We start from the raw sequence: 19891 nt of genomic DNA, 5'->3' as shown, positions 1-19891 counted from the left end.
AGACCCATGGAAACATCGACCAAGTCCGCACGCGCGCTCTACCAGGAGGTCATGGCCGATCCCAACCGGCGGCGCTTCGGCTTCGGCCGCAAGCCCGCCCTGGTCAATGTCGATCTCCAGAACGCCTACACGAGGCCTGCCGAGTTCGTGACCGCTTACGAGACCGACCCGCGCCAGATCGAGTACGTCAATGCCCTGGCGACGCTGTGCCGTCGCCACGCCTGTCCGGTGATCTGGACCTACGTCTCCTATCTCGAGTCGGGTGAGGATTGCGGCGTGTGGGGAACCCGCAGCGACACGCCCGATTCGCTGCAGAACATCAAGGCGGGCTCGCGTCGCGCCGCGATCGACGACCGTTGCGAGGTCATCGGCGGTTCCGACATCGTCATCAACAAGCGCATGGCCTCGGCCTTCTTCGAGACCAACCTCGCCTCGCTGCTCACCTTCCACCGCGTCGATACGGTGATCGTGACGGGCGGCTCGACCTCGGGCTGCGTGCGCGCCACCGCCGTCGACAGCCTCTCGCGCAGCTACCGTACGATCGTTCCCGAGGAGTGCGTTGCCGACAAGCATGAGAGCCCGCACTTCGCCAACCTCTACGACATGGCCTTGAAATACGCCGACGTCCTGCCGGTCGCCGAGGTGCTGGCCTGGCTGGAGCAGTACCAGCCGGCGAATTAGGGAAGCGTCCTTCGTCTGCATGAAGACCATTTCCATCGGCGCGGTTGGGTTCGGCACCTCCGTGCTGGCCGGGCTATTTCTTCATGATGACGCCGCAGGCGACGCGGTCGCCGGCATTGCCCGTTGGATCGGTCTTGTAGTCGTCGGGGCCGGCATGGACGACGATCGCCGTGCCGTCGGGGTGGAACACGCTGTTCGGCTTGCCCTCGGCGAGCGTGATTGCCGGATTGGCGATCTCTACGATCAGCTCGCCACTGGCCGGAACGAACAAGTTGGGCATGTCGCCGGCATGGGCGCCCCCGGCCGCCTCCATGCCGTGCTTGTTGCCGCCTGGATTGAAGTGCCCGCCGGCGCTGGTGAAAGGCGGCTCGCACTTGCCGACCGCGTGGATGTGGAAGGCGCGCTGGCCGGCGGGGAGGCCTTTCAGCGAGAGCTTGAGCAGCACGCCGTGCGGCGTCTCCGTAAGGTCGGCCTTGCCCACCTCCTTGCCGCCGGCATCCTTCAGGGTTGCCGTCGCCGTTTGCGCGGTGGCGGGAGCAGCAATCCCGATCACCGCCAGCGACGCCACGATCCCAAGAAGTGATCCACCGATCTTCACGTGCGTTCTCCGCCTAAGGTTTGGCACGAGCCTATCCCGGCTGTCGGCGCCAGTCTTCCAAACGTCGGGCTGTTCGATGAGTTGCGTGCCTTCATTTTCCTCCCCGGCGAAGAAGAGCGTGCGCCGCTAACCCCTCAGCTGAAGATCGACGGGTCGATCAGCGGCTTGCCGCGTGGGCGGGCGGCTTCGGGGCGGGCGCATTTCTGGAACAGGCCGCGACCGGCCGAACCGCTCATGCGCGCTTCCTCCATGACGAGCTCGCCGCGTGAAAAAGTCATCACCGGGTAGCCGGTGAGCTCGCGGCCCTCATAGGGCGTGTAGTCGCAATTGTGATGGAGCATCGGGTTGGTGAGCGTCACCTTGCGGGCCGGGTCCCACAGCACGATGTCGGCATCGGCGCCGACCGCGATGGTGCCCTTGCGCGGATGCAGGCCGTAGATCTTGGCGGCGTTGGTCGCGGAGAGCGCCACGAACTGCTGCAGGCTGATGCGGCCCTTGCCGACGCCTTCGGAGAACAGCAGCGGCAGGCGGGTCTCGACGCCCGGCACGCCGTTGGGGATCTTGCGGAAGCTCTGTGCTGCGCCCGGCAGCTTCTTGCCGCGCACGTCATCGTACTTGAACGCGGCATGGTCGGACGACAGCACCTGGAAGGTGTTGGCCGACAGGCCGGTCCAGATGTGCTCCTGGTTGTCGACGCCGCGTGGCGGCGGCGAGCACACGCACTTGGCACCCTCGTCGCCCGGCTTGTCGAAATCCTCCTCGCTCAGGAACAGGTATTGCGGGCAGGTCTCGCCGTAGACCTTCAGGCCGCGCGCCTGGGCGCGCTGGATCTCGTGCATGGCTTCCTTGGCCGAGACATGGACCAGCAGCATCGGCACGTCGAGCAGCTCGGCCAGCGAGATCGCGCGGTGGGTGGCCTCGCGCTCGACGACGTACGGACGCGAGGTGGCATGGAACTTGGCCGCCGTCATGCCCTTCCATTCCAGCCGCTCGGTCAGCCAGGCGATGCAGTCGGAATTCTCGGCATGGATCATCAGCATGGCCTGCTCGCGCCGCGCCGCCGCCAGCGCGTCGAGCATCTCGCGGTCGCCGAGCTTCAAATCGTCGTAGGTCATGTAGACCTTGAACGAGGTGTAGCCGTCGGCCACCAGCGCCGGAAAATCCTGGCCCATGATCTTCTCGCTGGGATCGGACAGGATGACGTGGAAGGCGTAGTCGATCAGCGACTTGCCGTCGGCCCGCTTGTGGTAGCGGTTGACCACGTCGCGCAGCGACTGGCCGCGCGCCTGGTAGGCGAAGGGGATGATGGTGGTCGTGCCGCCGGCCGCGGCCGCCCGGCTGCCACTCTCGAAATCGTCGCAGAACTCCGAGCCGTCGGCGGTGTCCTGGTCGAAATGGACGTGGGCGTCGATGCCGCCCGGCACGGCGATCAGGCCGCTGGCGTCGATCTCGCGCCTGCCCTTGTCGAGCCGCTCGCCCAGCGCCACCACCCGGCCGGCGACGATGCCGATGTCGCCCTTCACCACGTCTGAAGCCGTGGCGATGGTGCCGTTTCGGATGACCAGATCGTACTCGGCCATGTTCCCTCCCTGTCCTGCGTACCGGCAGCGTGCCGACTCCCGAGGCTGCAAGTCCCGTGCCGCACACTTGCCTAGACCCGGCGCGCGCCGCGGTCCACACTCGCTGCAACAAAGGTGAAGCGTACGCGCCAACGAGCAACGGGGACCGCCATGAAGCGCTGGATCGGACTATTGGTCGGAATTGTTGCCGCTGGAGCCTTGGCCACGCTGGCCGTGGCGCAGACCGCGGTCAAACCGGCCATCGTCTTCAGCACCGGCGGCAAGTTCGACAAGTCCTTCAACGAAGGCGTGAGCATGGGGGCCGAACGGTTCAAGAAGGAGTCGGGTATTGCTGTCGCCGAGTTCGAGCCGACCAACGAGACCCAGTTCGAGCAGGCGCAGCGCCGCTTCGCCCAGCGCGGCCAGGATCCCATCGTCGTCGTCAGCTTCTCCCAGGCTGTGGCCCTGGAGAAGGTCGGCAAGGAATTTCCCAATCTCCGCTTCACCATTATCGACAGCGTCGTGAACCTGCCCAACGTGCAATCGATCGTGTTCAAGGAGCAGGAGGGCTCGTTCCTGGTCGGCATGCTGGCGGCGATGGCGTCGAAGACCGGCAAGGTCGGCTTCGTCGGCGGCATGGACATTCCCCTGATCCGCCGCTTCCAGTGCGGCTACGAGCAGGGCATCAAGTACGCCAATCCCAAGGTCGAGCTGATCGCCAACATGACCGGAACGACGCCGGCCGCCTGGAACGATCCGGGCCGCGGCGCCGAGCTGGCCAAGGGCCAGTTCGACCGCGGCGTCGACGTCGTCTATGCCGCCGCCGGCGCGACCGGCATTGGCGTGCTGCAGGCAGCCAAGGATCGTGGCAAGCTCGGCATCGGCGTCGATTCGAACCAGAACCATCTGCATCCCGGGTCGATCCTGACCTCCATGCTGAAGCGCGTCGATCTCGCCACCTACAACAGCTTCAAGGCGGCGCAGGACGGCACCTGGAAGGCCGGCGTGCAGGTGCTGGGCCTCAAGGAAGGCGGCGTCGACTGGGCGCTCGACAAGGACAACGAGAAGCTGATCACGCCGGAGATGAAGGCCAAGGTCGATGCCGCCAAGGCCGAGATCGCCGCGGGCAAGATCGTCGTCCACGATTACATGAGCAACAACGCCTGCAAGTGACGCGGCTGGTCAGACGGATTTCGAATCCCTCCCCCGTAATCAGGCAGGGGATTCGCATATGAAAGAAATTCCGTCATCCCGACCGGAGCCGCGCGTAGCGAGGCGCAGTGGAGGGACCTTTCTTACTGCGGTATCAGCAAGAAAGGTCCCTCGACTGCGCCGCCCTTTGGGCGGCTCCGGTCGGGATGACGGAATTTTTGTCCGAAAGCCCTGCCCGATTACGGAGGAGGGATTCGAATTCGCGCTTGTGCCCAAGTATCCGGGAGCCGTCATGAATCGTTGGGTCGGATCGCTCGTCGCGCTGGCTGCCGTGGCGGCGCTCGCCGCCGGCGCGGCGGCGCAGAATGCCGTCAAGCCTGCGGTCATCTACAGCACCGGCGGCAAGTTCGACAAATCGTTCAACGAAGGCGTCAGCATGGGCGCCGAGAAGTTCGCGAAGGAGGCGAAGGTCAGTGTCGCCGAGTTCGAGCCTGGCAACGAGACCCAGTTCGAACAGGCTCAGCGGCGCTTTGCCCAGCGCGGCCAGGATCCCATCGTCGCCGTCGGCTTTGCGCAGGCCGTGCCGCTCGAGAAGGTCGCCCGGGAGTTCCCCCAGACCCGGTTCACGATCATCGACAGCATCGTCGACCTGCCCAACGTGCAGTCTGTCGTCTTCAGGGAGCACGAAGGCTCGTTCCTGGTCGGCGTGCTGGCGGCGATGGCGTCGAAGAGCGGCAAGATCGGTGTCGTGGGGGGCATGGACATCCCGCTGGTCCGCAAGTTCGTGTGCGGCTTCGAGCAGGGCGTGAAGTACGTGAACCCCAACGCCGAGCTGATCGTGAACATGACCGGCACGACGCCCGCCGCCTGGAACGATCCCGGTCGCGCCGCCGAGCTTGCCAAGGGCCAGTTCGACCGCGGTGTCGACGTGGTCTATGCGGCAGCCGGCACGAGCGGACTCGGCGCGCTGCAGGCCGCCAAGGATCGCGGCAAGCTGGGTATCGGCGTCGATTCCAACCAGAATCACCTGCACCCCGGTACCATGCTGACGTCGATGCTGAAGCGTGTCGACCTCGCTGCCTACAACAGCTTCAAGGCGGCGCAGGACGGCACCTGGAAGGGTGGGGTTCAGGTGCTGGGGCTCAAGGAAGCCGGCGTCGACTGGGCGCTCGACAAGGACAACGAGGCGCTGATCACGCCGGAAATGAGGGCCAAGGCCGATACCGCCAAGGCCGACATCATCTCCGGTAAGATCGTCGTCCACGACTACATGAGCAACAATTCTTGCAAGTGATGCCCCCCGCCGCCATCGAGCTCACGGGCATCCGGAAGTCGTTCGGCAACGTGCATGCCGTGCGCGGGGTGTCGCTCAGGATCGAGCAGGGCGCGGTCACCGGCATCGTCGGCGAGAACGGCGCCGGCAAGTCGACCTTGATGAGCATCCTCTACGGCCTCTATCACGCCGACGCGGGCGAGATCCGCATCGACGGCAAGCCAGTGCGCATGGACAGCCCGCACGACGCGATCGCCCGCGGCGTCGGCATGGTCCATCAGCACTTCATGCTGGTCGACACCTTCACCGTGCTGGAGAACCTGGTGCTGGGAGCCGAGGGCGGCGCCCTGCTGGCGGGCGGCCTGGCGGCGGCGCGCGCCGAGCTGGCGCGGCTCGCCCGCGAGTATGGCCTCGCGGTCAATCCCGACGCCCGCATCGCCGATCTATCGGTCGGCGAGCAGCAGCGCGTCGAGATCCTGAAGGTGCTGTATCGCGGCGCGCGGATCCTGATCCTCGACGAGCCCAGCGCCGTGCTGACGCCGCAGGAGACCGACCAGCTGTTCCGCATCCTCGGCACCCTGAAGGAGCGTGGCGTCACCATCGTGCTGATCACCCACAAGCTGCGCGAGATCATGGCGGTCACCGACCATGTCTATGTCATGCGGCAGGGCCAGATCGTCGCCGACCGGCGCACGGGCGAGACCAGCCCCGAGGAATTGGCCGAGCTGATGGTCGGCCGCAAGGTCCGGCTGCAGCTCGACAAGGCGCCGCCCAGCGCCGGCGAGGTGCTGCTGAAGGCCGAGCATCTCAGCCTGGTCGACCGGCGCGGCGTGCGGCTGCTCGACGATGTCGGCTTCGAGCTGCGCGCGGGCGAGATCGTCGGCATCGCCGGGGTGTCTGGCAACGGCCAGACCGAGCTCTTGCAGGTGCTGTCAGGCATCCGGGCACCGACCGGCGGTACGCTCACCGTGTGCGGCCGCCGGATCGACGCCCGCCATCCCTGCGATCCGGCCGAGATGCGCGACTTGGGCCTCGCCCACGTGCCGGAGGATCGCCTGCGCCAGGGCATGGTCGCCGCCTTCGAGGCCGCGGAGACGTCGATCCTGGGCTACCAGGAGGAGCCGCCGTTCTGCCGCAACTACCTGCTCGACGGTCCGGCGGTGGGCGCGCACTGCGCCTCGCTGATGGAGCGCTTCGACGTCCGGCCGCGCGCGCCGGCGCTGCGCTCGTCGAGCTTCTCGGGCGGCAACCAGCAGAAGCTGGTGCTGGCGCGCGAGATGGCGCGCGAGCCTAGGGTGCTGCTGGTCGGCCAGCCGACGCGCGGCGTCGATATCGGCGCCATCGAGTTCATCCATCGCGAGCTGGTGAAGAGCCGCGATCAGGGCTGCGCCGTGCTGGTGGTCTCGGTCGAGCTCGACGAGATCCTGTCGCTGGCCGACCGTATCGTGGTGATGTTCGCCGGCCGGATCGTGGGCGAGGTCCCGGCCGGACGCGCCGACGAGCGCACCCTGGGCCTGATGATGGCCGGGGCAGCGGCATGAGCGTTCCGCGACGGCCGCTGCCGGGCTGGGCCGAGATCGCAGTGCTGCCGCTGGTCAACATCGCGCTCGCCTTCGTCACGGTGGGCGTGATCGTGCGCATCATCGGCGTCGACCCGTTGCAGGCCCTGCGGCTCCTGGTGGTGGGCGCCCTGGGCTCGTCCGAGTCGATCGGCTACACGCTCTACTACACGACCAACTTCATCTTCACCGGCCTCGCCGTGGCCGTCGCCTTCCATGGCGGCCTGTTCAACATCGGCGGCGAGGGCCAGGCCTACATCGGCGGGCTGGGCTGCGGGCTCGCCATCCTGGCGCTCGATCGCCTGTTGCCGGCCTGGTTGATGATCCCGCTCGCCATCATCGCCGCCGCCCTGTTCGGAGCGGCCTGGGCGGCGGTGCCGGCGTGGCTGCAGGCGTGGCGCGGCAGCCACATCGTCATCACCACCATCATGTTCAATTTCCTGGCGTCGGCGCTGATGGTCTACCTGATGGTGAATGTGCTGATCGCGCCCGGCTCGATGACGCCGCAGAGCCGCACCTTCACCGCCGCAGGCAAGCTGCCCAGCATGCACGAGTTGCTGGCCGGCCTCGGCATCCAGGTGGCGCCGTCGGCGCTCAACCTGTCGATCGTGCTGGCGGTGCTGTGCTGCGTCGGCGTCTGGGTGTTCCTGTGGCACACGCCGTGGGGCTATGCGCTCAGGACCATGGGCCACAATCCCGAGGCGGCGATCTATGCCGGAACCAACCTCCGGCGCACGATCATGCTCGCCATGTGCCTGTCGGGCGGGCTGGCGGGCTTCGTCGGCGTCAACGAGCTGATGGGCGTGCATCAGCGCATCGTGCTCGATTTTCCGGCGGGCTACGGCTTCGCCGGCATCGCCGTTGCCCTGATGGGGCGCAGCCATCCGCTCGGCATCGCGCTGGCGGCGCTGCTGTTCGGCGCCCTGCAGCAGGGCGGCGCCGAGCTCGCCTTCGAGATCCCGACCATCAACCGCGAGATGGTCGTGGTGATCCAGGGCTTGATCATCCTGTTCTCCGGCGCCCTGGTGAACCTGCCGCGGCCATGGCTGCAATGGCTGTTCTCATTCGCCTCCCCACGTAGTGGGGAGGCGCCCCGTCTTACGGGGCGGAGGGGTCATGAGTCGTGACTCATGACCCCTCCGTCGCCGTAAGACGGCGACACCTCCCCAGCGAAGCTGGGGAGGAGCACTGAACCCATGGACGACATCCTCTCCTTCGTCCTGCTCACTCTCGCGGCCACCTTGCGCGTGGCGACGCCGCTGGTGCTGTGCGCCATGGGCGGGCTGTTCTCGGAGAAGAGCGGCATCATCGATGTCGGGCTCGAGGGCAAGATGCTGATGGCGGCGTTCTTCGGCGCGACCACCGCCTCCGTCACCGGCTCGGCGTGGGCCGGCGTGTTGGCGGCCATCATCGCCGCCGAGGGGATGGCGCTGCTGCATGGCGTCGCGTGCATCACCTATCGCGGCAACCAGGTGGTGAGCGGCGTCGCCATCAACATCCTGGCGGCCGGTCTCACCATCGTGCTCGGCAACGCCTGGTTCAACCGCGGCGGCCAGACGCCGGCCCTGGTCGGCGAGCAGCGCCTGATGCCGATCCTGCTGCCGGGCGCCGGCGACAACATCCTGGTCTACCTCGCGCTCGCCGCCGTGCCGCTCACCTGGTGGACCCTCTCGCGCACGCGCTTCGGCCTCCGGCTGCGCGCCGTCGGCGAGATGCCGCTCGCCGTCGACACCGCCGGCATCTCGGTGCCGTGGCTGCGCTATCGCGCGGTGCTGCTGTGCGGGCTGTTCGCCGGCCTGGCGGGCGCCTACATCTCGATCGCCCAGAATGCCGGCTTCAGCCGCGACATGACGGCGGGGCAGGGCTTCATCGCGTTGGCCGCCATCATCTTCGGCAAGTGGCATCCCGTCCCGGCGTTCGGCGCCTGCCTGCTGTTTGGCCTGCTCGATGCCATTGCCATCCGCCTGCAGGGCGTGCGCCTGCCCGGCATTGGCGAGGTTCCGGTGCAACTCTTCCAGGCCTTGCCCTATCTTCTCACCGTGTTCCTGCTGGCTGGCTTCATCGGCCGCGCCGTGGCGCCCAAGGCGGCCGGCATCCCCTACGAAAAGGAGCACTAGTGCGCCACGGAAAGGAGCATCGATGGACGACCTGCTTGATCTCGCCCGACGGATGATGCTGCACGCCCACGCGCCCTACTCGAAATTCCATGTCGGTGCGGCGCTGCGCAGCGAGGACGGCTCGATCCACGGCGGCTGCAACGTCGAGAATGCCGCCTACCCGCAAGGCTGGTGCGCCGAGGCATCGGCGATCGCCGCGCTGGTGGGGGCGGGCCACAAGCGCATCCTCGAATGCGTCGTCATCGGCCCCGGGCCGGAGGTCATCACGCCGTGCGGCGGCTGCCGCCAGAAGCTGCGCGAGTTCGCCTCGGACGATCTGCCGATCCATCTCTGCGGCCCGGACGGCCTGCATCGCACGGTGACCCTGGGGCAGCTGCTGCCGATGTCATTCGGCCCGCAGCATCTCGGTTGACCATGAGCGAGGTGATCGCCCGTCGCGCGCCCGGCTTCCGGCCCAAGGTCGCGGTCGTGCTGGGCTCCGGCCTCGGCGGTTTCGCCGACCAGGTGAAGGCGGTGGCGACGATCCCTTACGGCGAGCTGCCGGGCTTTCCGCAGACGACGGTGGGGGGCCATGCCGGCCGACTGGTGCTGGGCCATGTCGGGCCGACTCCGGTCGCCGTGCTGCAGGGCCGTGGTCACTATTACGAGCGCGGCCGGCCGGACGAGATGAAGGTCGCGATCGCGACGATGGCCGCGATCGGCTGCGAGACGCTGCTGCAGACCAATGCTGCGGGCAGCCTGCGTCTCGACATGCCGCCTGGCTCGGTGATGGCGATCACCGATCACATCAACTTCACCGGGGTCAACCCGCTGTTCGACGCGGGGCCGGACAACAACCGCTTCGTCGACATGGTGGACGCCTACGACCCTGTGCTGACGCAGGCGCTGCTGGCCGCCGCCGCCGCGGCCGGCGTGGTCTGTCACCAGGGCGTCTACATCTGGTTCAGCGGCCCGAGCTTCGAGACCCCGGCCGAGATTCGCGCCGCCCGCGTGCTCGGCGCCGATGCAGTCGGCATGTCGACCGCGCCGGAAACGATCCTGGCGAGGCATGCCGCGATGAAGGTCGTGGCCTTGTCACTGATGACCAATTACGCCGCCGGCCTGGTGCCCGGAAAGCTCGGCCACGAGCAGACGCTCGCCGTCGCCAAGGCGGCCGCTGCCGACGTGCAGCGGTTGTTGTGCGCCTTTCTCGAGCGCTACATGTGACGGAGGTGCCGAATGCCTCGCCGGACTCCCCAATCGAATCGCAAGCAGCCCGTCACCCTCAGGGTCCGTGGCGATTTGCTCGTCGCGGCGCGCCGGGCGGGGATCGATCTTTCCGCCACCCTCGAGCGCGCGCTCATCGAGCAGCTTGCCGAGACGAGGCGTCGGTGGCTGGAGGAAAATCGCGAAGCGATTGCCGCTTACAACGAGCGCGTGGAGCGCTACGGCGTGTTCACCGATGGCCTGAGGCGATGGTGACAACGCCTCCAGGCATCCTGGTCGCAGCGCCTGCGGAAAGAAGGCGTCATGCGCTCATAGGCGCCAACTTACAAAGGAACCTTACCCTGAGGAGCGGCCCGCAGGGTCGCAGCGGCCCGCAGGGTCGCGTCTCGAAGGGTCGGCAGCGCGGCCGGCGCTGCGACACTGCTTTTCCAGCGATTTCGTGTGTAGCCCATCCTTCGAGACGGCCGCTATGCGGCCTCCTCAGGATGAGGACGTTGCCAATCCGACCACAGTTGGCGCCCATGAGTGGCGCGCTCCCAGCGGAACCGCCGGCGGCTCCACGATTGGTATCCAAGGTACCGCCCATGGGAGCACGGTAGGCCCCATGCTTCCGCAGGAGATCATCCGCAAGAAGCGTGACGGACATGAGTTGACGGCCGAGGAGATCGCCCTGGTCACGCGCGGCATCCATGACGGCAGCTTGAGCGAAGGTCAGGTCGCGGCGTTCGCCATGGCGGTGTTCTTTCGCGACATGAGCACGGCGGAGCGGGTGGAGTTGACCCTGGGGCTGTGCCGCTCGGGCCGGCGGCTCGACTGGACGGATCTCGACCTGCCGGGGCCGCTGATCGACAAGCATTCGAGCGGCGGGGTCGGCGACAAGGTGAGCCTGATGCTGGCGCCGATCGTCGCCGCCTGCGGCGCCTTCGTGCCGATGATCTCCGGCCGCGGTCTCGGCCATACCGGCGGCACGCTCGACAAGCTGTCGGCGATCTCGGGCTACGACACCCAGCCCGACATCGCGACATTCCGCCGGGTGGTGCGCGAGGTCGGCTGCGCGGTCATCGGCCAGACCGACGATCTGGCGCCGGCCGACCGGCGGCTCTACGCCACGCGCGACGTCACCGGCAGCGTCGAATCGATTCCCCTGATCGTGAGCTCGATCCTGTCGAAGAAGATCGCCGAAGGGCTCGACGGCCTGGTGATGGACGTGAAGTGCGGATCGGGCGCGTTCTGCGACACTGAGGCGATGGCGCGCGATCTCGCCGGCAGCCTGGTCGCGGTCGCCAACCAGGCGGGCCTCCCGACCGTCGCCCTGATCACCGACATGGACCGCGTGCTGGGCCGCAACGTCGGCAACGCGCTCGAGGTCGTCGAGGCGGTCGATTATCTCAAGGGCGAGGGTACGCGCGATCCGCGCCTGCACGAGGTCACCATGGCGCTGGCCGGCGAGATGATCGCGCTTGGACGCTTGGCCCCCTCCGCCGCAGCCGGCCGCGCGCTCGCGGAGGCGGCATTGGCCGATGGCCGGGCCGCCGAGAAGTTCGGGCGCATGGTGGCGGCGCTGGGCGGGCCGGACGATTTCCTCGAGCACAGCAGCCGCTACCTCGGCCATGCGCCGGTGATCCGGCCGTGCAATGCCGAGCGCGCGGGTCGCGTGGCGGGCATGAACGCCCGCGACATCGGCATCGCCGTGGTGGCGTTGGGCGGCGGCCGCAGTCATGCCGACGATGCGATCGATCCGTCGGTCGGCGTCAGCGATGTCGTCGAGGTCGGCGCGCCGGTGCGCGCCGGCAATCCGCTCTGCATGGTCCATGCCGCGAGCGACGCCGACGCCGAGGCGGCGATGGACATCGTGCGGCGGGCGATCCGCCTCTCGTCAGGCGAGGTCGAGGCGAAGCCGGTCATCCTGGAGCGCGTCGTCCGGTGAGCTCCCCTGACCTCGCCGCCTACGCGCGCGACGGCTTCCTGGTGCTGGAGGATTTCCTGCCGGCCGCCGAGTGCGCCGCCCTCCAGGCGCGCGCTGCCGAGCTGGTGGCGGGCGTCGCGGCACCGGCCCATCGCACGGTGTTCTCGACCGAGGACCAGCGCCACGCCGACGATCGGTATTTCAGCGAGTCGGGCGACGCCATCCGCTTCTTCTTCGAGGAAGGGGCAACCGACCGGCCGACGGCGCTGGCCCTGAACAAGATCGGGCACGCCCTGCACGACCTCGACCCGGTGTTCGACCGCGTCTCGCGCCGGCCCGAGCTGGCCGCGCTGGCGCGCGCCCTCGGCCTCCAGCGACCCCTGCTGCTGCAATCGATGTATCTCTTCAAGCAGCCGCACATCGGCGCTCCGGTCGACTGGCACCAGGATGCGACCTTCCTCTACACGCAGCCCTCGACCGTGACCGGCTTCTGGATCGCGCTCGACGATGCCGACCGCGGCAATGGCTGCCTGGTGGCGCTGCCGGGCGGCCACCGGGGCCCGTTGCGCCGGCGTTTCCGCCATCGCGGCGGCCGGCTCTCCACCGAGATACTCGACGCGACGCCGTGGCCAGCGCTCGAGCCGGTGGCGATCGAGGCGCGGCGCGGCACGCTGGTGGTTCTGCATGGGCTGCTGCCGCACGCCAGCGCGCCCAATCGTTCGTCACGTTCCCGTCATGCCTATTCCTTGCATGTGATCGACGGCCGTGCCGATTATCCGGACGACAACTGGCTGCAAAGGCCGACCCTGCCGCTACGAGGATTTGCGTGATCGCCAAGGCCGAACTGCACTGCCATCTCGAAGGCTCGATCCCGCCGGCACTGGCGCGCGAGCTGGCGCTGCGCAACGGGCTCGACCTGCCGCCCGGCCTGATGGGCGCGGACGGCTTCTACGTCTGGAAGGATTTCCTGAGCTTTCTGGCGGCCTACGATCTGGTCTGCCAGACCCTGCGCTCGGCACGCGATTTCGGCGACGTGCTGTACAGCTACCTGGCCGGCGCGGCGCGCGAGGGGGCGGTCTATGTCGAGATGTTCTGCTCGCCCGAGCGGCCGGCGGCGCTCGGCATCGCCTACGGCGCCTGGCTCGAGGCGCTGGCGGCCGCGATCGATCGGGCGCGCCGCGACTTCGGAATCGAAGGCCGCATCATCGTCATCTGCATCCGTCATCTCGGGCCCGAGCGCGCGCTTGCCATGGTGCGGGCCATGGTGGCCGAGCCGCACCGCTATGTCGTGGGTTTCGGCATGGGCGGGGATGAGGCCAGGTTCGCGCCGGTCGATTTCGCGCCGGCCTACCGGCTGGCCCACGAGGCAGGCTTCGGCTGCACCGTTCATGCCGGCGAGGTGATGGGGCCGGAAAGCGTGTGGGCTGCGATCCGCGACCTGCCGGTCACCCGCATCGGCCATGGCGTGCGCTCGGCCGAGGATCCCGCGCTGGTGGCCGAGCTCGCCCGGCGCGGCATCGTGCTCGAGGTCTGCCCGGGCAGCAACGTGGCGCTCGGGCTCTACCCCGATCGCGCTTCCCACCCGCTGCACCGGTTGATCGACGCGGGAGTCCGCGTCACCCTCAATTCCGACGATCCGCCTTTCTTTCACACCACGCTCGGGACCGAATACGACCTGGCGGGCCTGGACGAGGCGGCGTTGAGGCGTATCGCGCGCACGGCGGTCGAGGCATCGTTCGCCGACGCGGCGACCCGGCAGAGGCTTTTGGGGGAGATGAAGCCATGATCGCACGCAAGTTCCTGGTGTTGGGGAGCGTCCTCGCCGCGTTGTCGACCGGCATGGCGGCGGGCGGCGCCGTCCGGGCGCAGGAGGTGGCGCCCAACGACCTGCTGCTCGCCACCCTGTGGACGCAGCGCTCGGTCGAATATCGGGCCAATGCGCTCACCGTGTTCGCCCTGGCCAGGATCCGCCTCGACGAGGCGCTGGTCGACAAGAGCTGGACGGCGGCGCCGCTCGAGCAGAAGGGCGACTTCCAGAACCTGCCTGCCGCGGTCGTGCTCGACGTCGACGAGACCCTGCTCGACAACTCGCTCTACCAGGCGTGGATGATGCGCGCCAACCAGACCTTCAGCACCAAGACCTGGAACGAGTTCTGCGCCGCCCAGGTGTCGCGCGCCATCCCCGGCGCCGTGGAGTTCACCAAGTATGCCGATTCCAAGGGCGTGAAGGTGTTCTACATCACCAACCGCGGCGCCGAGACCGAAAAGGACACGCGGGCCAACATGGAGAAGCTCGGTTTCCCGATGGGCGGCAACGTCGACACCTTCCTGATGCAGAACGAGAAGCCCGACTGGGGCAGCGCCAAGAGCACGCGCCGCGCCGTGATCACCAAGGATTACCGTGTGCTGCTGAACATCGGCGACAATTTCGGCGATTTCGACGACCGCTACCGCACCAGCGAGGCCGATCGGGTCAAGGCATTCGATGCCGATCTCGCCTTCTGGGGCAGGCAGTGGCTGATGATCTCCAACCCGACCTACGGCTCCTTCGACAGCGCGACCTACGGCCATGATTTCAAGAAGCCGGTGGCCGAGCAACGCAAGGCCAAGTGGGACGTGATCGAGAGCTGGGTCGGGCCGAAGTGACACTGAGTGTCATCCCGAGGCCCGTAGGCCGAGGGGTCTTTTTGCGTCAGGCGTTTCCGACTAGATCGCCGCTTCGGTCCTGGCGTCGAACAGGTGGAGGCGGTTGGGGTTCATCGCCAGCCTGAGGCGGTCGTGGATGCGCACCCGCAGGGTCGGCTCGACGCTGGCGACGAAGGTGGTCTCGCCGGCGCGCGTGTCGAGCAGGATCTCCGAGCCGAGCTGCTCGACCACCTCGGCCTCGACCTCGAAGCATAGCTCGGGCGGGTCGCCGGCAGCGGCGATGTGCAGATCCTCCGGTCGGATGCCGACCGTCGCCGGCTTGCCGGCATGGCTGGCGGCTCGCTGGGCGAGCGCGGCGGGCAGGCCGATCTTGAAGCCCGGTGCCACTGCCCACAACGTGCCGTTGGTGGCCGACAGGGTGACCTCGGCGAAGTTCATCGCCGGCGAGCCGATGAAGCCCGCGACGAAGCGGTTGGCGGGGGCGTTGTAAAGCTCGAGCGGCTCGCCGACCTGCTGGACGACGCCGTCCTTCATCACCACCACCCGGTCGCCCAAGGTCATCGCCTCGACCTGGTCGTGGGTGACGTAGATCGCCGTGGTGCCCAGCCGCTCGTGCAGCTTCTTGAGCTCGACCCGCATCTGCACCCTGAGCTTGGCGTCGAGGTTGCTGAGCGGCTCGTCGAACAGGAACACCTTGGGATCCCGCACGATGGCACGCCCCAGCGCCACGCGCTGGCGCTGGCCGCCGGACAGCTGGCGGGGCTTGCGATGGAGCAGGTCGCCGATGCCCAGGATGTCGGCGGCGCGCTTGATGCGCGTCTCGATCTCGCTCTTCGCGAACTTCCGCATCTTCAGGCCGAACGCCATGTTGCCGGCGACGCTCATGTGCGGGTAGAGCGCGTAGTTCTGGAACACCATGGCGATGTCGCGATCCATCGGCGGCACCTCGTTGACCACCGCGTTGTCGATCAGGATCTCGCCCGATGTCACCGCCTCGAGGCCGGCGATCATGCGCAAGGTCGTGGTCTTGCCGCAGCCCGACGGCCCGACGAAAACCACGAATTCCTTGTCGTGGATCTCGAGATCGACGTCCTTCACCACGTGGGTGATGTCGAACTTCTTGTTGAGCTTGCGGACTAAGACCTCAGCCATGACCCTATCCCTTGACCGAGCCGGTGAGGCCCGAGACGTAGTGCTCGACGAAGAACGAATAGACGATCGCCACCGGGATCGAGCCCAGAAGGGCCCCGGCCATCAGCGGCCCCCAGAAGAACACGTCGCCGCGGATCAGCTCAGACGTGACGCCGACCGGCACGGTCTTCTGGTCGGGCGAGGACAGGAACACCAGGGCGTAGATGAACTCGTTCCACGACAGGGTGAAGGCGATGATGCCCGACGACAGGATGCCGGGTACCGCGACCGGGATGATGATGTAGAGCATCGCCTTCCAGCGCGAGGCGCCGTCGATGCGGGCACACTCCTCGAGCTCCTTGGGAATGGCCTTGAAGTATCCCATCATCAGCCAGGTGCAGAACGGGATCAGGAACGTCGGATAGGTCAGGATCAGCGACCACGGCGTATCGCCGAGCTCGAAGTTGCGGATGATCTGGGCGAGCGGGATGAACAGCAGCGTCTGCGGCACCAGATAGGTGATGAAGATCACCGTGCCGAGGCTGCCGGCATAGGGGAAGTTGAGGCGCGCCAAGGCATAGCCCGCGAGCACGCCGCAGAACAGCGAGATGACCGTCGACACCAGCGCGATGAACATCGTGTTCAGCATCCAGCGTGCGAACGTGGTTTCCTCGAACAGATACTTGATGTGCTCGAGTGTCGGATTGTTGGTCCAGAACGGCTGGTAGTTTTTCGCGTTCCACGGCAGGTAGAGCTCGCCGTCGGGCCGGAAGGTCGTGATGATCATCCAGTAGAAGGGAAACAGCAGGACGAAGACGAACAGGATCAGCGGGATGTTGTAGAAGACCCAGCGTCTCCAGGCGGCACCTTCGATCATGGTCGGCGGGACTCCCAGCTCATCGGGTTTCGACTCGGCGGATATAGATGAGTTGCACCACCACGATGACGAACAGGAACGGGAACATGGCGAGCGAGATCGCGGCGCCCTCCGACAGCAGGCCGGTGCCGATGCCGAGCTGGTAGGCGTAGGTCGCGAAGAGATGCGTGGCGTTGGCCGGCCCGCCGCCGGTCATGACGTAGACGAGCTGGAAGTCGGCGAAGGTCTGGATCACCGAGAACAGCATCACCACCATGGTGACCGGCAGCAGCAGCGGCCAGGTGACGTACCAGAAGCGGTTCCACGGCCGGGCGCCGTCGATCGCCGCGGCCTCGTTCAGCTCGGGGCTGATGGTCTGCAGCCCGGCCAGCAGGCTGATCGCGAAGAACGGCACGCCGCGCCAGATGTTGACCACGATGATCGACGTCATGGCGAGGTCAGGATCGCCCAGCCAGTTGATGCGCTGCGAGATGAAGCCGAGCTGGAACAGCGTCCAGTTGATGACGCTGAAAGTCGGGTCGAACATCCACTTCCAGGCGAAGGTCGACAGCACCGTGGGAATGATGAAGGGCAGCAGGATGAAGGCACGGATCAGCGCCTTGCCCCTGAAGTGCCGGTTGAGCAGCATCGCCAGCCACAGGCCGAGGGCCAGCTTGAACACCGTCGTGACGCCCGTATACCAGAAGGTGTTCCAGACCGTGGTCCGGAAGATGCTGTCGTTCCAGACCTTGACGAAGTTCTGCAGGCCGACGAACTCGCCGGGGATGCCGACGCGCTGGCTGGTCAACGACAGCAGCACGCCTTCGAAGAAGGGGTAGGCGATGAACAGGCCGAGCAGGATCGCCGTCGGCATCAGCAGGGCAAGGGCGAGCCAGCGCTCGTCCTCGAGTTTCCGCAGTCGCGGGACAGGGCGACGAGCTTCCAGGCCCGAGACTGCGGTCACTGCCATGTGCTACCTGCCGATCCTGCTGTGCCGACGATCGCGACGAGCTATGCGGAATAGATCTTCTTCAGCTCGCTTTCGGCCCATTTCACGGACTCCTCGGCGGGCATGCCCTGCACCGCCTTGGCGTACATGTCGGTGATGATGTACTTGCTGAGGCCTTCCTGGGCCTTGGCGTTCGGCGGGCCGGCGAAGCCCGGCGCCTGGCCGAGCTTGGCCGCGACCTTGTAGGGCGTCATCACGGGGTCGACATCCCACAGCTTGTCGGATTCCCACTTGACCGTGCAGGGCGTCGCGAAGCCCTTCTGCGATTCGAAGAACTTCCGGTAGTTGGCCTCGGTGTGGAGGTACTTCAGGAACTCCTTCGCCGCGTCCTGGTTCTTTGAATATTTCATCAGCATGTTCGACTGCAGCAGATGGAAGCCGAACTGGCCGGCCGGCCCCTTGGGCAGCGGGGCATGCAGGATGTCGGTGTTCATCGGCTTGCCGTCGGCCGTCTTGTACTGATCCGGCTTGCGCAGCGTCTCGATGTAGATCGAGGCGCCGTTCAGCGTCGCCGAGATGGTCTGCGACAGGAAGGCACGGTTGTTGTTGGTGTCGTCCCACGCCAGCCCGCCCTCGTCCATGCCGTCCTTCCACAGGCCCTGCATGAACTTGACCGACTCGATCGTCTCCTTGGTGTTGAGCACGACCGTCTTGCCGTCGGCCTCGACCTCCTTGCCGCCCCACGACCACAGGTACGGATAGGTGAAGCCCGGCGCATCGCCGAACGTGTGGCCGAGCGTCTGGCCGAACGGATGGCCCTTGGCCTTCAGCTTCTTGGCGGCATCGCGATAGGTTTCCCAGGTGTCGGGGAACTTGGTGACGCCGACTTCGTCGAGCCACGACTTGCGGTAGGCGATCATGCCGCCGATCACCGCCCACGGCATGCCCATGAAGACCTTGCCGTCGGAGCAGATGGCGCGGGCATACTTGTAGATGCCGCCTTCCCGGTTGCCGACCTCCTCGGCCAGCGCACTGAGATCGACGACGCTGTTGGCGTAGAGATGGGTGTAGCTGTTGAACGACATGATGAGGTCGGGCCCGGCGCCCGACTGGATGCCCGACGTGATGCGCGGTTGCAGGTCGTTGCCGTTCACCGTCTCGAGCTTGATCTTGATGCCGAGCGCCTTCTCGGCCGCCGGCATCATTTCCTTGTTGAACATCTGGTCGGTGGCGGGAACGAAATCGACCCACTTGAGCCAGTGCACGGTTTTCTGCTGGGCATAGGCTGGGGCCCGGCCGGTGGCCAGGATGCCCGCCATGCCGCCCATCGAGGCAGCAGCCGCACCGCCGGCAAGCTTAAGCACGCTACGACGCTTGGTCTTCGACATCTGATTTTTCCTCCCAAGACTGCCATCTCATTGGACGGCTTGTTTATTGATGCATCGTACGCATCACGAAGCGGACGGCGCAAGCGGTTCAGCGGAGTTTTTGCGGGCGAGCGCCGGGTTCGCGCAATGCGTGCAATCGGCGGCCGACGCCCGGTTGCCGGCGCTCGAGCCCGTCCAGCAGGCAGGCGAGCCCGTAGTCGAAGGCGCCGTCGAGCGCGGGCGCGCGCAGCGCCGCCACGGTCTCGCCCCACTGCCGCCCGTCGAGCGGTTCGCGCCGCGCGGGCGTGGCGGCAGGCGAGGCGATCGTTGGCGTGGGCGCCACCTCGGCCAGCACCATGCCGTTGACGAAGGCGCCGAGACTGCGCGTCGCCCGCAGCGCCTCGCGAACGCTGAAACCTGCGGCGAGATGGGCGGCGATGTTGGCGCGCAGGAAGGCCGTGGCGCCGGGCGACAGCAGGCGCCGCGTCGCCAGCAGCGGAAAAGCCCGCGGTTGGGCGAGCCCGACGCGGCGGTACGACTGCCCGACCGCGATCAGCCAGTCGCGCCAGCTCGCCGCGGTTGGCGTCGGCGGCACGATCACCTGTGCCAGCAGGCGGTCGGCGGCGGCGTCGAGCAGGCGCTCCTTGGACGGGAACCAGTGGTAGAGCGACATCGCCTCGACGCCCAGCGCGCGGCCGAGCTGGCGCATGCTGAGGCCGTCGATGCCCGCGGCGGCGATCAGCGCCAGGGTGGCGTCGATCACCGTCTCGCGATCGAGGCGGCCGGCGCCAGGTTGCGGCTCGCGCGAACGTGATCGCCTGGTCATGCGCCATTGTTGCCGAGCTTACGCCGTAAGGCTATGGGTTTCGCCAGGCTTACACTGTAAGGAGA

The 19891-nt window shown here is 67.1% G+C and carries 20 protein-coding genes; 13 read left to right on the top strand and 7 right to left on the bottom strand.

The features are described 5' to 3' along the window. Nucleotides 1–6 precede the first annotated feature (6 nt). Nucleotides 7–681: an isochorismatase family protein gene (locus tag ACILR9_RS19785; protein WP_395711676.1), complete on the top strand. Its 675-nt coding sequence runs from the start codon at nucleotides 7–9 to the stop codon at nucleotides 679–681. Nucleotides 682–754: 73 nt separating this feature from the next. On the opposite strand, the gene ACILR9_RS19780 is transcribed toward ACILR9_RS19785, so the two are convergent. Continuing rightward, nucleotides 755–1252 (bottom strand): superoxide dismutase family protein, encoded by a 498-nt coding sequence (locus ACILR9_RS19780; protein ID WP_395711715.1) that lies wholly within the window; start codon nucleotides 1250–1252, stop codon nucleotides 755–757. A gap of 161 nt (nucleotides 1253–1413) precedes the next feature. Further along, entirely contained in the window at nucleotides 1414–2859 is a 1446-nt protein-coding gene (hydA, locus tag ACILR9_RS19775) for a dihydropyrimidinase (RefSeq protein WP_395711675.1), read from the bottom strand. A gap of 150 nt (nucleotides 2860–3009) precedes the next feature. Here hydA and ACILR9_RS19770 point away from each other — a divergent pair, with 150 nt between their 5' ends. The 12 genes from ACILR9_RS19770 (at nucleotide 3010) to ACILR9_RS19715 (ending at nucleotide 14697) form a co-directional block, all read left to right on the top strand. Continuing rightward, complete coding sequence (locus ACILR9_RS19770) at nucleotides 3010–4011, top strand: BMP family protein (RefSeq protein ID WP_395711674.1); 1002 nt, start codon at nucleotides 3010–3012, stop codon at nucleotides 4009–4011. A gap of 271 nt (nucleotides 4012–4282) precedes the next feature. Further along, nucleotides 4283–5284, top strand: a complete 1002-nt coding sequence (locus ACILR9_RS19765) for a BMP family protein (RefSeq protein WP_395711673.1) — start codon at nucleotides 4283–4285, stop codon at nucleotides 5282–5284. Next, on the top strand, nucleotides 5284–6804 hold the full coding sequence (locus ACILR9_RS19760; RefSeq protein ID WP_395711714.1) for an ABC transporter ATP-binding protein: 1521 nt from the start codon (nucleotides 5284–5286) through the stop codon (nucleotides 6802–6804). The genes ACILR9_RS19765 and ACILR9_RS19760 overlap by 1 nt, the downstream gene beginning before the upstream one ends. Beyond that, nucleotides 6801–7949: an ABC transporter permease gene (locus tag ACILR9_RS19755; protein WP_395711672.1), complete on the top strand. Its 1149-nt coding sequence runs from the start codon at nucleotides 6801–6803 to the stop codon at nucleotides 7947–7949. The genes ACILR9_RS19760 and ACILR9_RS19755 overlap by 4 nt, the downstream gene beginning before the upstream one ends. Nucleotides 7950–8018: 69 nt before the next feature. Continuing rightward, nucleotides 8019–8939: an ABC transporter permease gene (locus ACILR9_RS19750; RefSeq protein ID WP_395711671.1), complete on the top strand. Its 921-nt coding sequence runs from the start codon at nucleotides 8019–8021 to the stop codon at nucleotides 8937–8939. Between the two features lie 22 nt (nucleotides 8940–8961). Continuing rightward, entirely contained in the window at nucleotides 8962–9351 is a 390-nt protein-coding gene (locus ACILR9_RS19745) for a cytidine deaminase (RefSeq protein WP_395711670.1), read from the top strand. Nucleotides 9352–9353: 2 nt separating this feature from the next. Beyond that, nucleotides 9354–10145: a purine-nucleoside phosphorylase gene (locus tag ACILR9_RS19740; RefSeq protein WP_395711669.1), complete on the top strand. Its 792-nt coding sequence runs from the start codon at nucleotides 9354–9356 to the stop codon at nucleotides 10143–10145. Nucleotides 10146–10157: 12 nt separating this feature from the next. Next, nucleotides 10158–10400, top strand: a complete 243-nt coding sequence (locus ACILR9_RS19735; RefSeq protein ID WP_395711668.1) for a type II toxin-antitoxin system CcdA family antitoxin — start codon at nucleotides 10158–10160, stop codon at nucleotides 10398–10400. A 349-nt stretch (nucleotides 10401–10749) separates the two neighbouring features. Continuing rightward, complete coding sequence (gene deoA, locus ACILR9_RS19730; protein WP_395711667.1) at nucleotides 10750–12072, top strand: thymidine phosphorylase; 1323 nt, start codon at nucleotides 10750–10752, stop codon at nucleotides 12070–12072. Further along, a complete protein-coding gene (locus tag ACILR9_RS19725) occupies nucleotides 12069–12881 on the top strand; it encodes a phytanoyl-CoA dioxygenase family protein (RefSeq protein ID WP_395711666.1) in 813 nt (270 codons plus the stop codon). Before deoA ends, ACILR9_RS19725 begins: the two co-directional genes overlap by 4 nt. After that, nucleotides 12878–13837, top strand: a complete 960-nt coding sequence (gene add, locus ACILR9_RS19720; protein ID WP_395711665.1) for an adenosine deaminase — start codon at nucleotides 12878–12880, stop codon at nucleotides 13835–13837. The genes ACILR9_RS19725 and add overlap by 4 nt, the downstream gene beginning before the upstream one ends. Continuing rightward, complete coding sequence (locus ACILR9_RS19715) at nucleotides 13834–14697, top strand: 5'-nucleotidase, lipoprotein e(P4) family (protein ID WP_395711664.1); 864 nt, start codon at nucleotides 13834–13836, stop codon at nucleotides 14695–14697. The genes add and ACILR9_RS19715 overlap by 4 nt, the downstream gene beginning before the upstream one ends. 60 nt (nucleotides 14698–14757) lie before the next feature. Here the strand turns inward: ACILR9_RS19715 and ACILR9_RS19710 are convergent, their stop codons facing one another. The 5 genes from ACILR9_RS19710 to ACILR9_RS19690 all read right to left on the bottom strand — a co-directional run bounded on the left by ACILR9_RS19710 (nucleotide 14758) and on the right by ACILR9_RS19690 (nucleotide 19826). Further along, complete coding sequence (locus ACILR9_RS19710) at nucleotides 14758–15849, bottom strand: ABC transporter ATP-binding protein (RefSeq protein WP_395711663.1); 1092 nt, start codon at nucleotides 15847–15849, stop codon at nucleotides 14758–14760. A gap of 4 nt (nucleotides 15850–15853) precedes the next feature. After that, entirely contained in the window at nucleotides 15854–16705 is an 852-nt protein-coding gene (locus ACILR9_RS19705; protein WP_395711662.1) for a carbohydrate ABC transporter permease, read from the bottom strand. Between the two features lie 19 nt (nucleotides 16706–16724). Next, entirely contained in the window at nucleotides 16725–17654 is a 930-nt protein-coding gene (locus tag ACILR9_RS19700) for a carbohydrate ABC transporter permease (RefSeq protein WP_395711661.1), read from the bottom strand. A 41-nt stretch (nucleotides 17655–17695) separates the two neighbouring features. Continuing rightward, entirely contained in the window at nucleotides 17696–19021 is a 1326-nt protein-coding gene (locus tag ACILR9_RS19695; RefSeq protein WP_395711660.1) for an ABC transporter substrate-binding protein, read from the bottom strand. 88 nt (nucleotides 19022–19109) lie between these two features. Next, nucleotides 19110–19826, bottom strand: coding sequence for a TetR family transcriptional regulator (locus tag ACILR9_RS19690; RefSeq protein ID WP_395711659.1), 717 nt, complete (start codon nucleotides 19824–19826; stop codon nucleotides 19110–19112). Nucleotides 19827–19891 lie beyond the last annotated feature (65 nt).

The organism is Reyranella sp. (assembly GCF_044224635.1).
GTDB lineage: Bacteria > Pseudomonadota > Alphaproteobacteria > Reyranellales > Reyranellaceae > Reyranella.
This window is presented reverse-complemented; position numbering and strand designations above follow the sequence as displayed.

What these genes read in the sequence shown, in the direction of transcription:
- ACILR9_RS19785 (WP_395711676.1), top strand. Translation starts at nt 7, where the DNA reads ATGGAAACATCGACCAAGTCCGCACGCGCGCTCTACCAGGAGGTCATG.
- hydA (WP_395711675.1), bottom strand. Translation starts at nt 2,859, where the DNA reads ATGGCCGAGTACGATCTGGTCATCCGAAACGGCACCATCGCCACGGCT.
- ACILR9_RS19770 (WP_395711674.1), top strand. Translation starts at nt 3,010, where the DNA reads ATGAAGCGCTGGATCGGACTATTGGTCGGAATTGTTGCCGCTGGAGCC.
- ACILR9_RS19765 (WP_395711673.1), top strand. Translation starts at nt 4,283, where the DNA reads ATGAATCGTTGGGTCGGATCGCTCGTCGCGCTGGCTGCCGTGGCGGCG.
- ACILR9_RS19760 (WP_395711714.1), top strand. Translation starts at nt 5,284, where the DNA reads ATGCCCCCCGCCGCCATCGAGCTCACGGGCATCCGGAAGTCGTTCGGC.
- ACILR9_RS19755 (WP_395711672.1), top strand. Translation starts at nt 6,801, where the DNA reads ATGAGCGTTCCGCGACGGCCGCTGCCGGGCTGGGCCGAGATCGCAGTG.
- ACILR9_RS19750 (WP_395711671.1), top strand. Translation starts at nt 8,019, where the DNA reads ATGGACGACATCCTCTCCTTCGTCCTGCTCACTCTCGCGGCCACCTTG.
- ACILR9_RS19745 (WP_395711670.1), top strand. Translation starts at nt 8,962, where the DNA reads ATGGACGACCTGCTTGATCTCGCCCGACGGATGATGCTGCACGCCCAC.
- ACILR9_RS19740 (WP_395711669.1), top strand. Translation starts at nt 9,354, where the DNA reads ATGAGCGAGGTGATCGCCCGTCGCGCGCCCGGCTTCCGGCCCAAGGTC.
- ACILR9_RS19735 (WP_395711668.1), top strand. Translation starts at nt 10,158, where the DNA reads ATGCCTCGCCGGACTCCCCAATCGAATCGCAAGCAGCCCGTCACCCTC.
- deoA (WP_395711667.1), top strand. Translation starts at nt 10,750, where the DNA reads ATGCTTCCGCAGGAGATCATCCGCAAGAAGCGTGACGGACATGAGTTG.
- ACILR9_RS19715 (WP_395711664.1), top strand. Translation starts at nt 13,834, where the DNA reads ATGATCGCACGCAAGTTCCTGGTGTTGGGGAGCGTCCTCGCCGCGTTG.
- ACILR9_RS19710 (WP_395711663.1), bottom strand. Translation starts at nt 15,849, where the DNA reads ATGGCTGAGGTCTTAGTCCGCAAGCTCAACAAGAAGTTCGACATCACC.
- ACILR9_RS19705 (WP_395711662.1), bottom strand. Translation starts at nt 16,705, where the DNA reads ATGATCGAAGGTGCCGCCTGGAGACGCTGGGTCTTCTACAACATCCCG.
- ACILR9_RS19700 (WP_395711661.1), bottom strand. Translation starts at nt 17,654, where the DNA reads ATGGCAGTGACCGCAGTCTCGGGCCTGGAAGCTCGTCGCCCTGTCCCG.
- ACILR9_RS19695 (WP_395711660.1), bottom strand. Translation starts at nt 19,021, where the DNA reads ATGTCGAAGACCAAGCGTCGTAGCGTGCTTAAGCTTGCCGGCGGTGCG.
- ACILR9_RS19690 (WP_395711659.1), bottom strand. Translation starts at nt 19,826, where the DNA reads ATGACCAGGCGATCACGTTCGCGCGAGCCGCAACCTGGCGCCGGCCGC.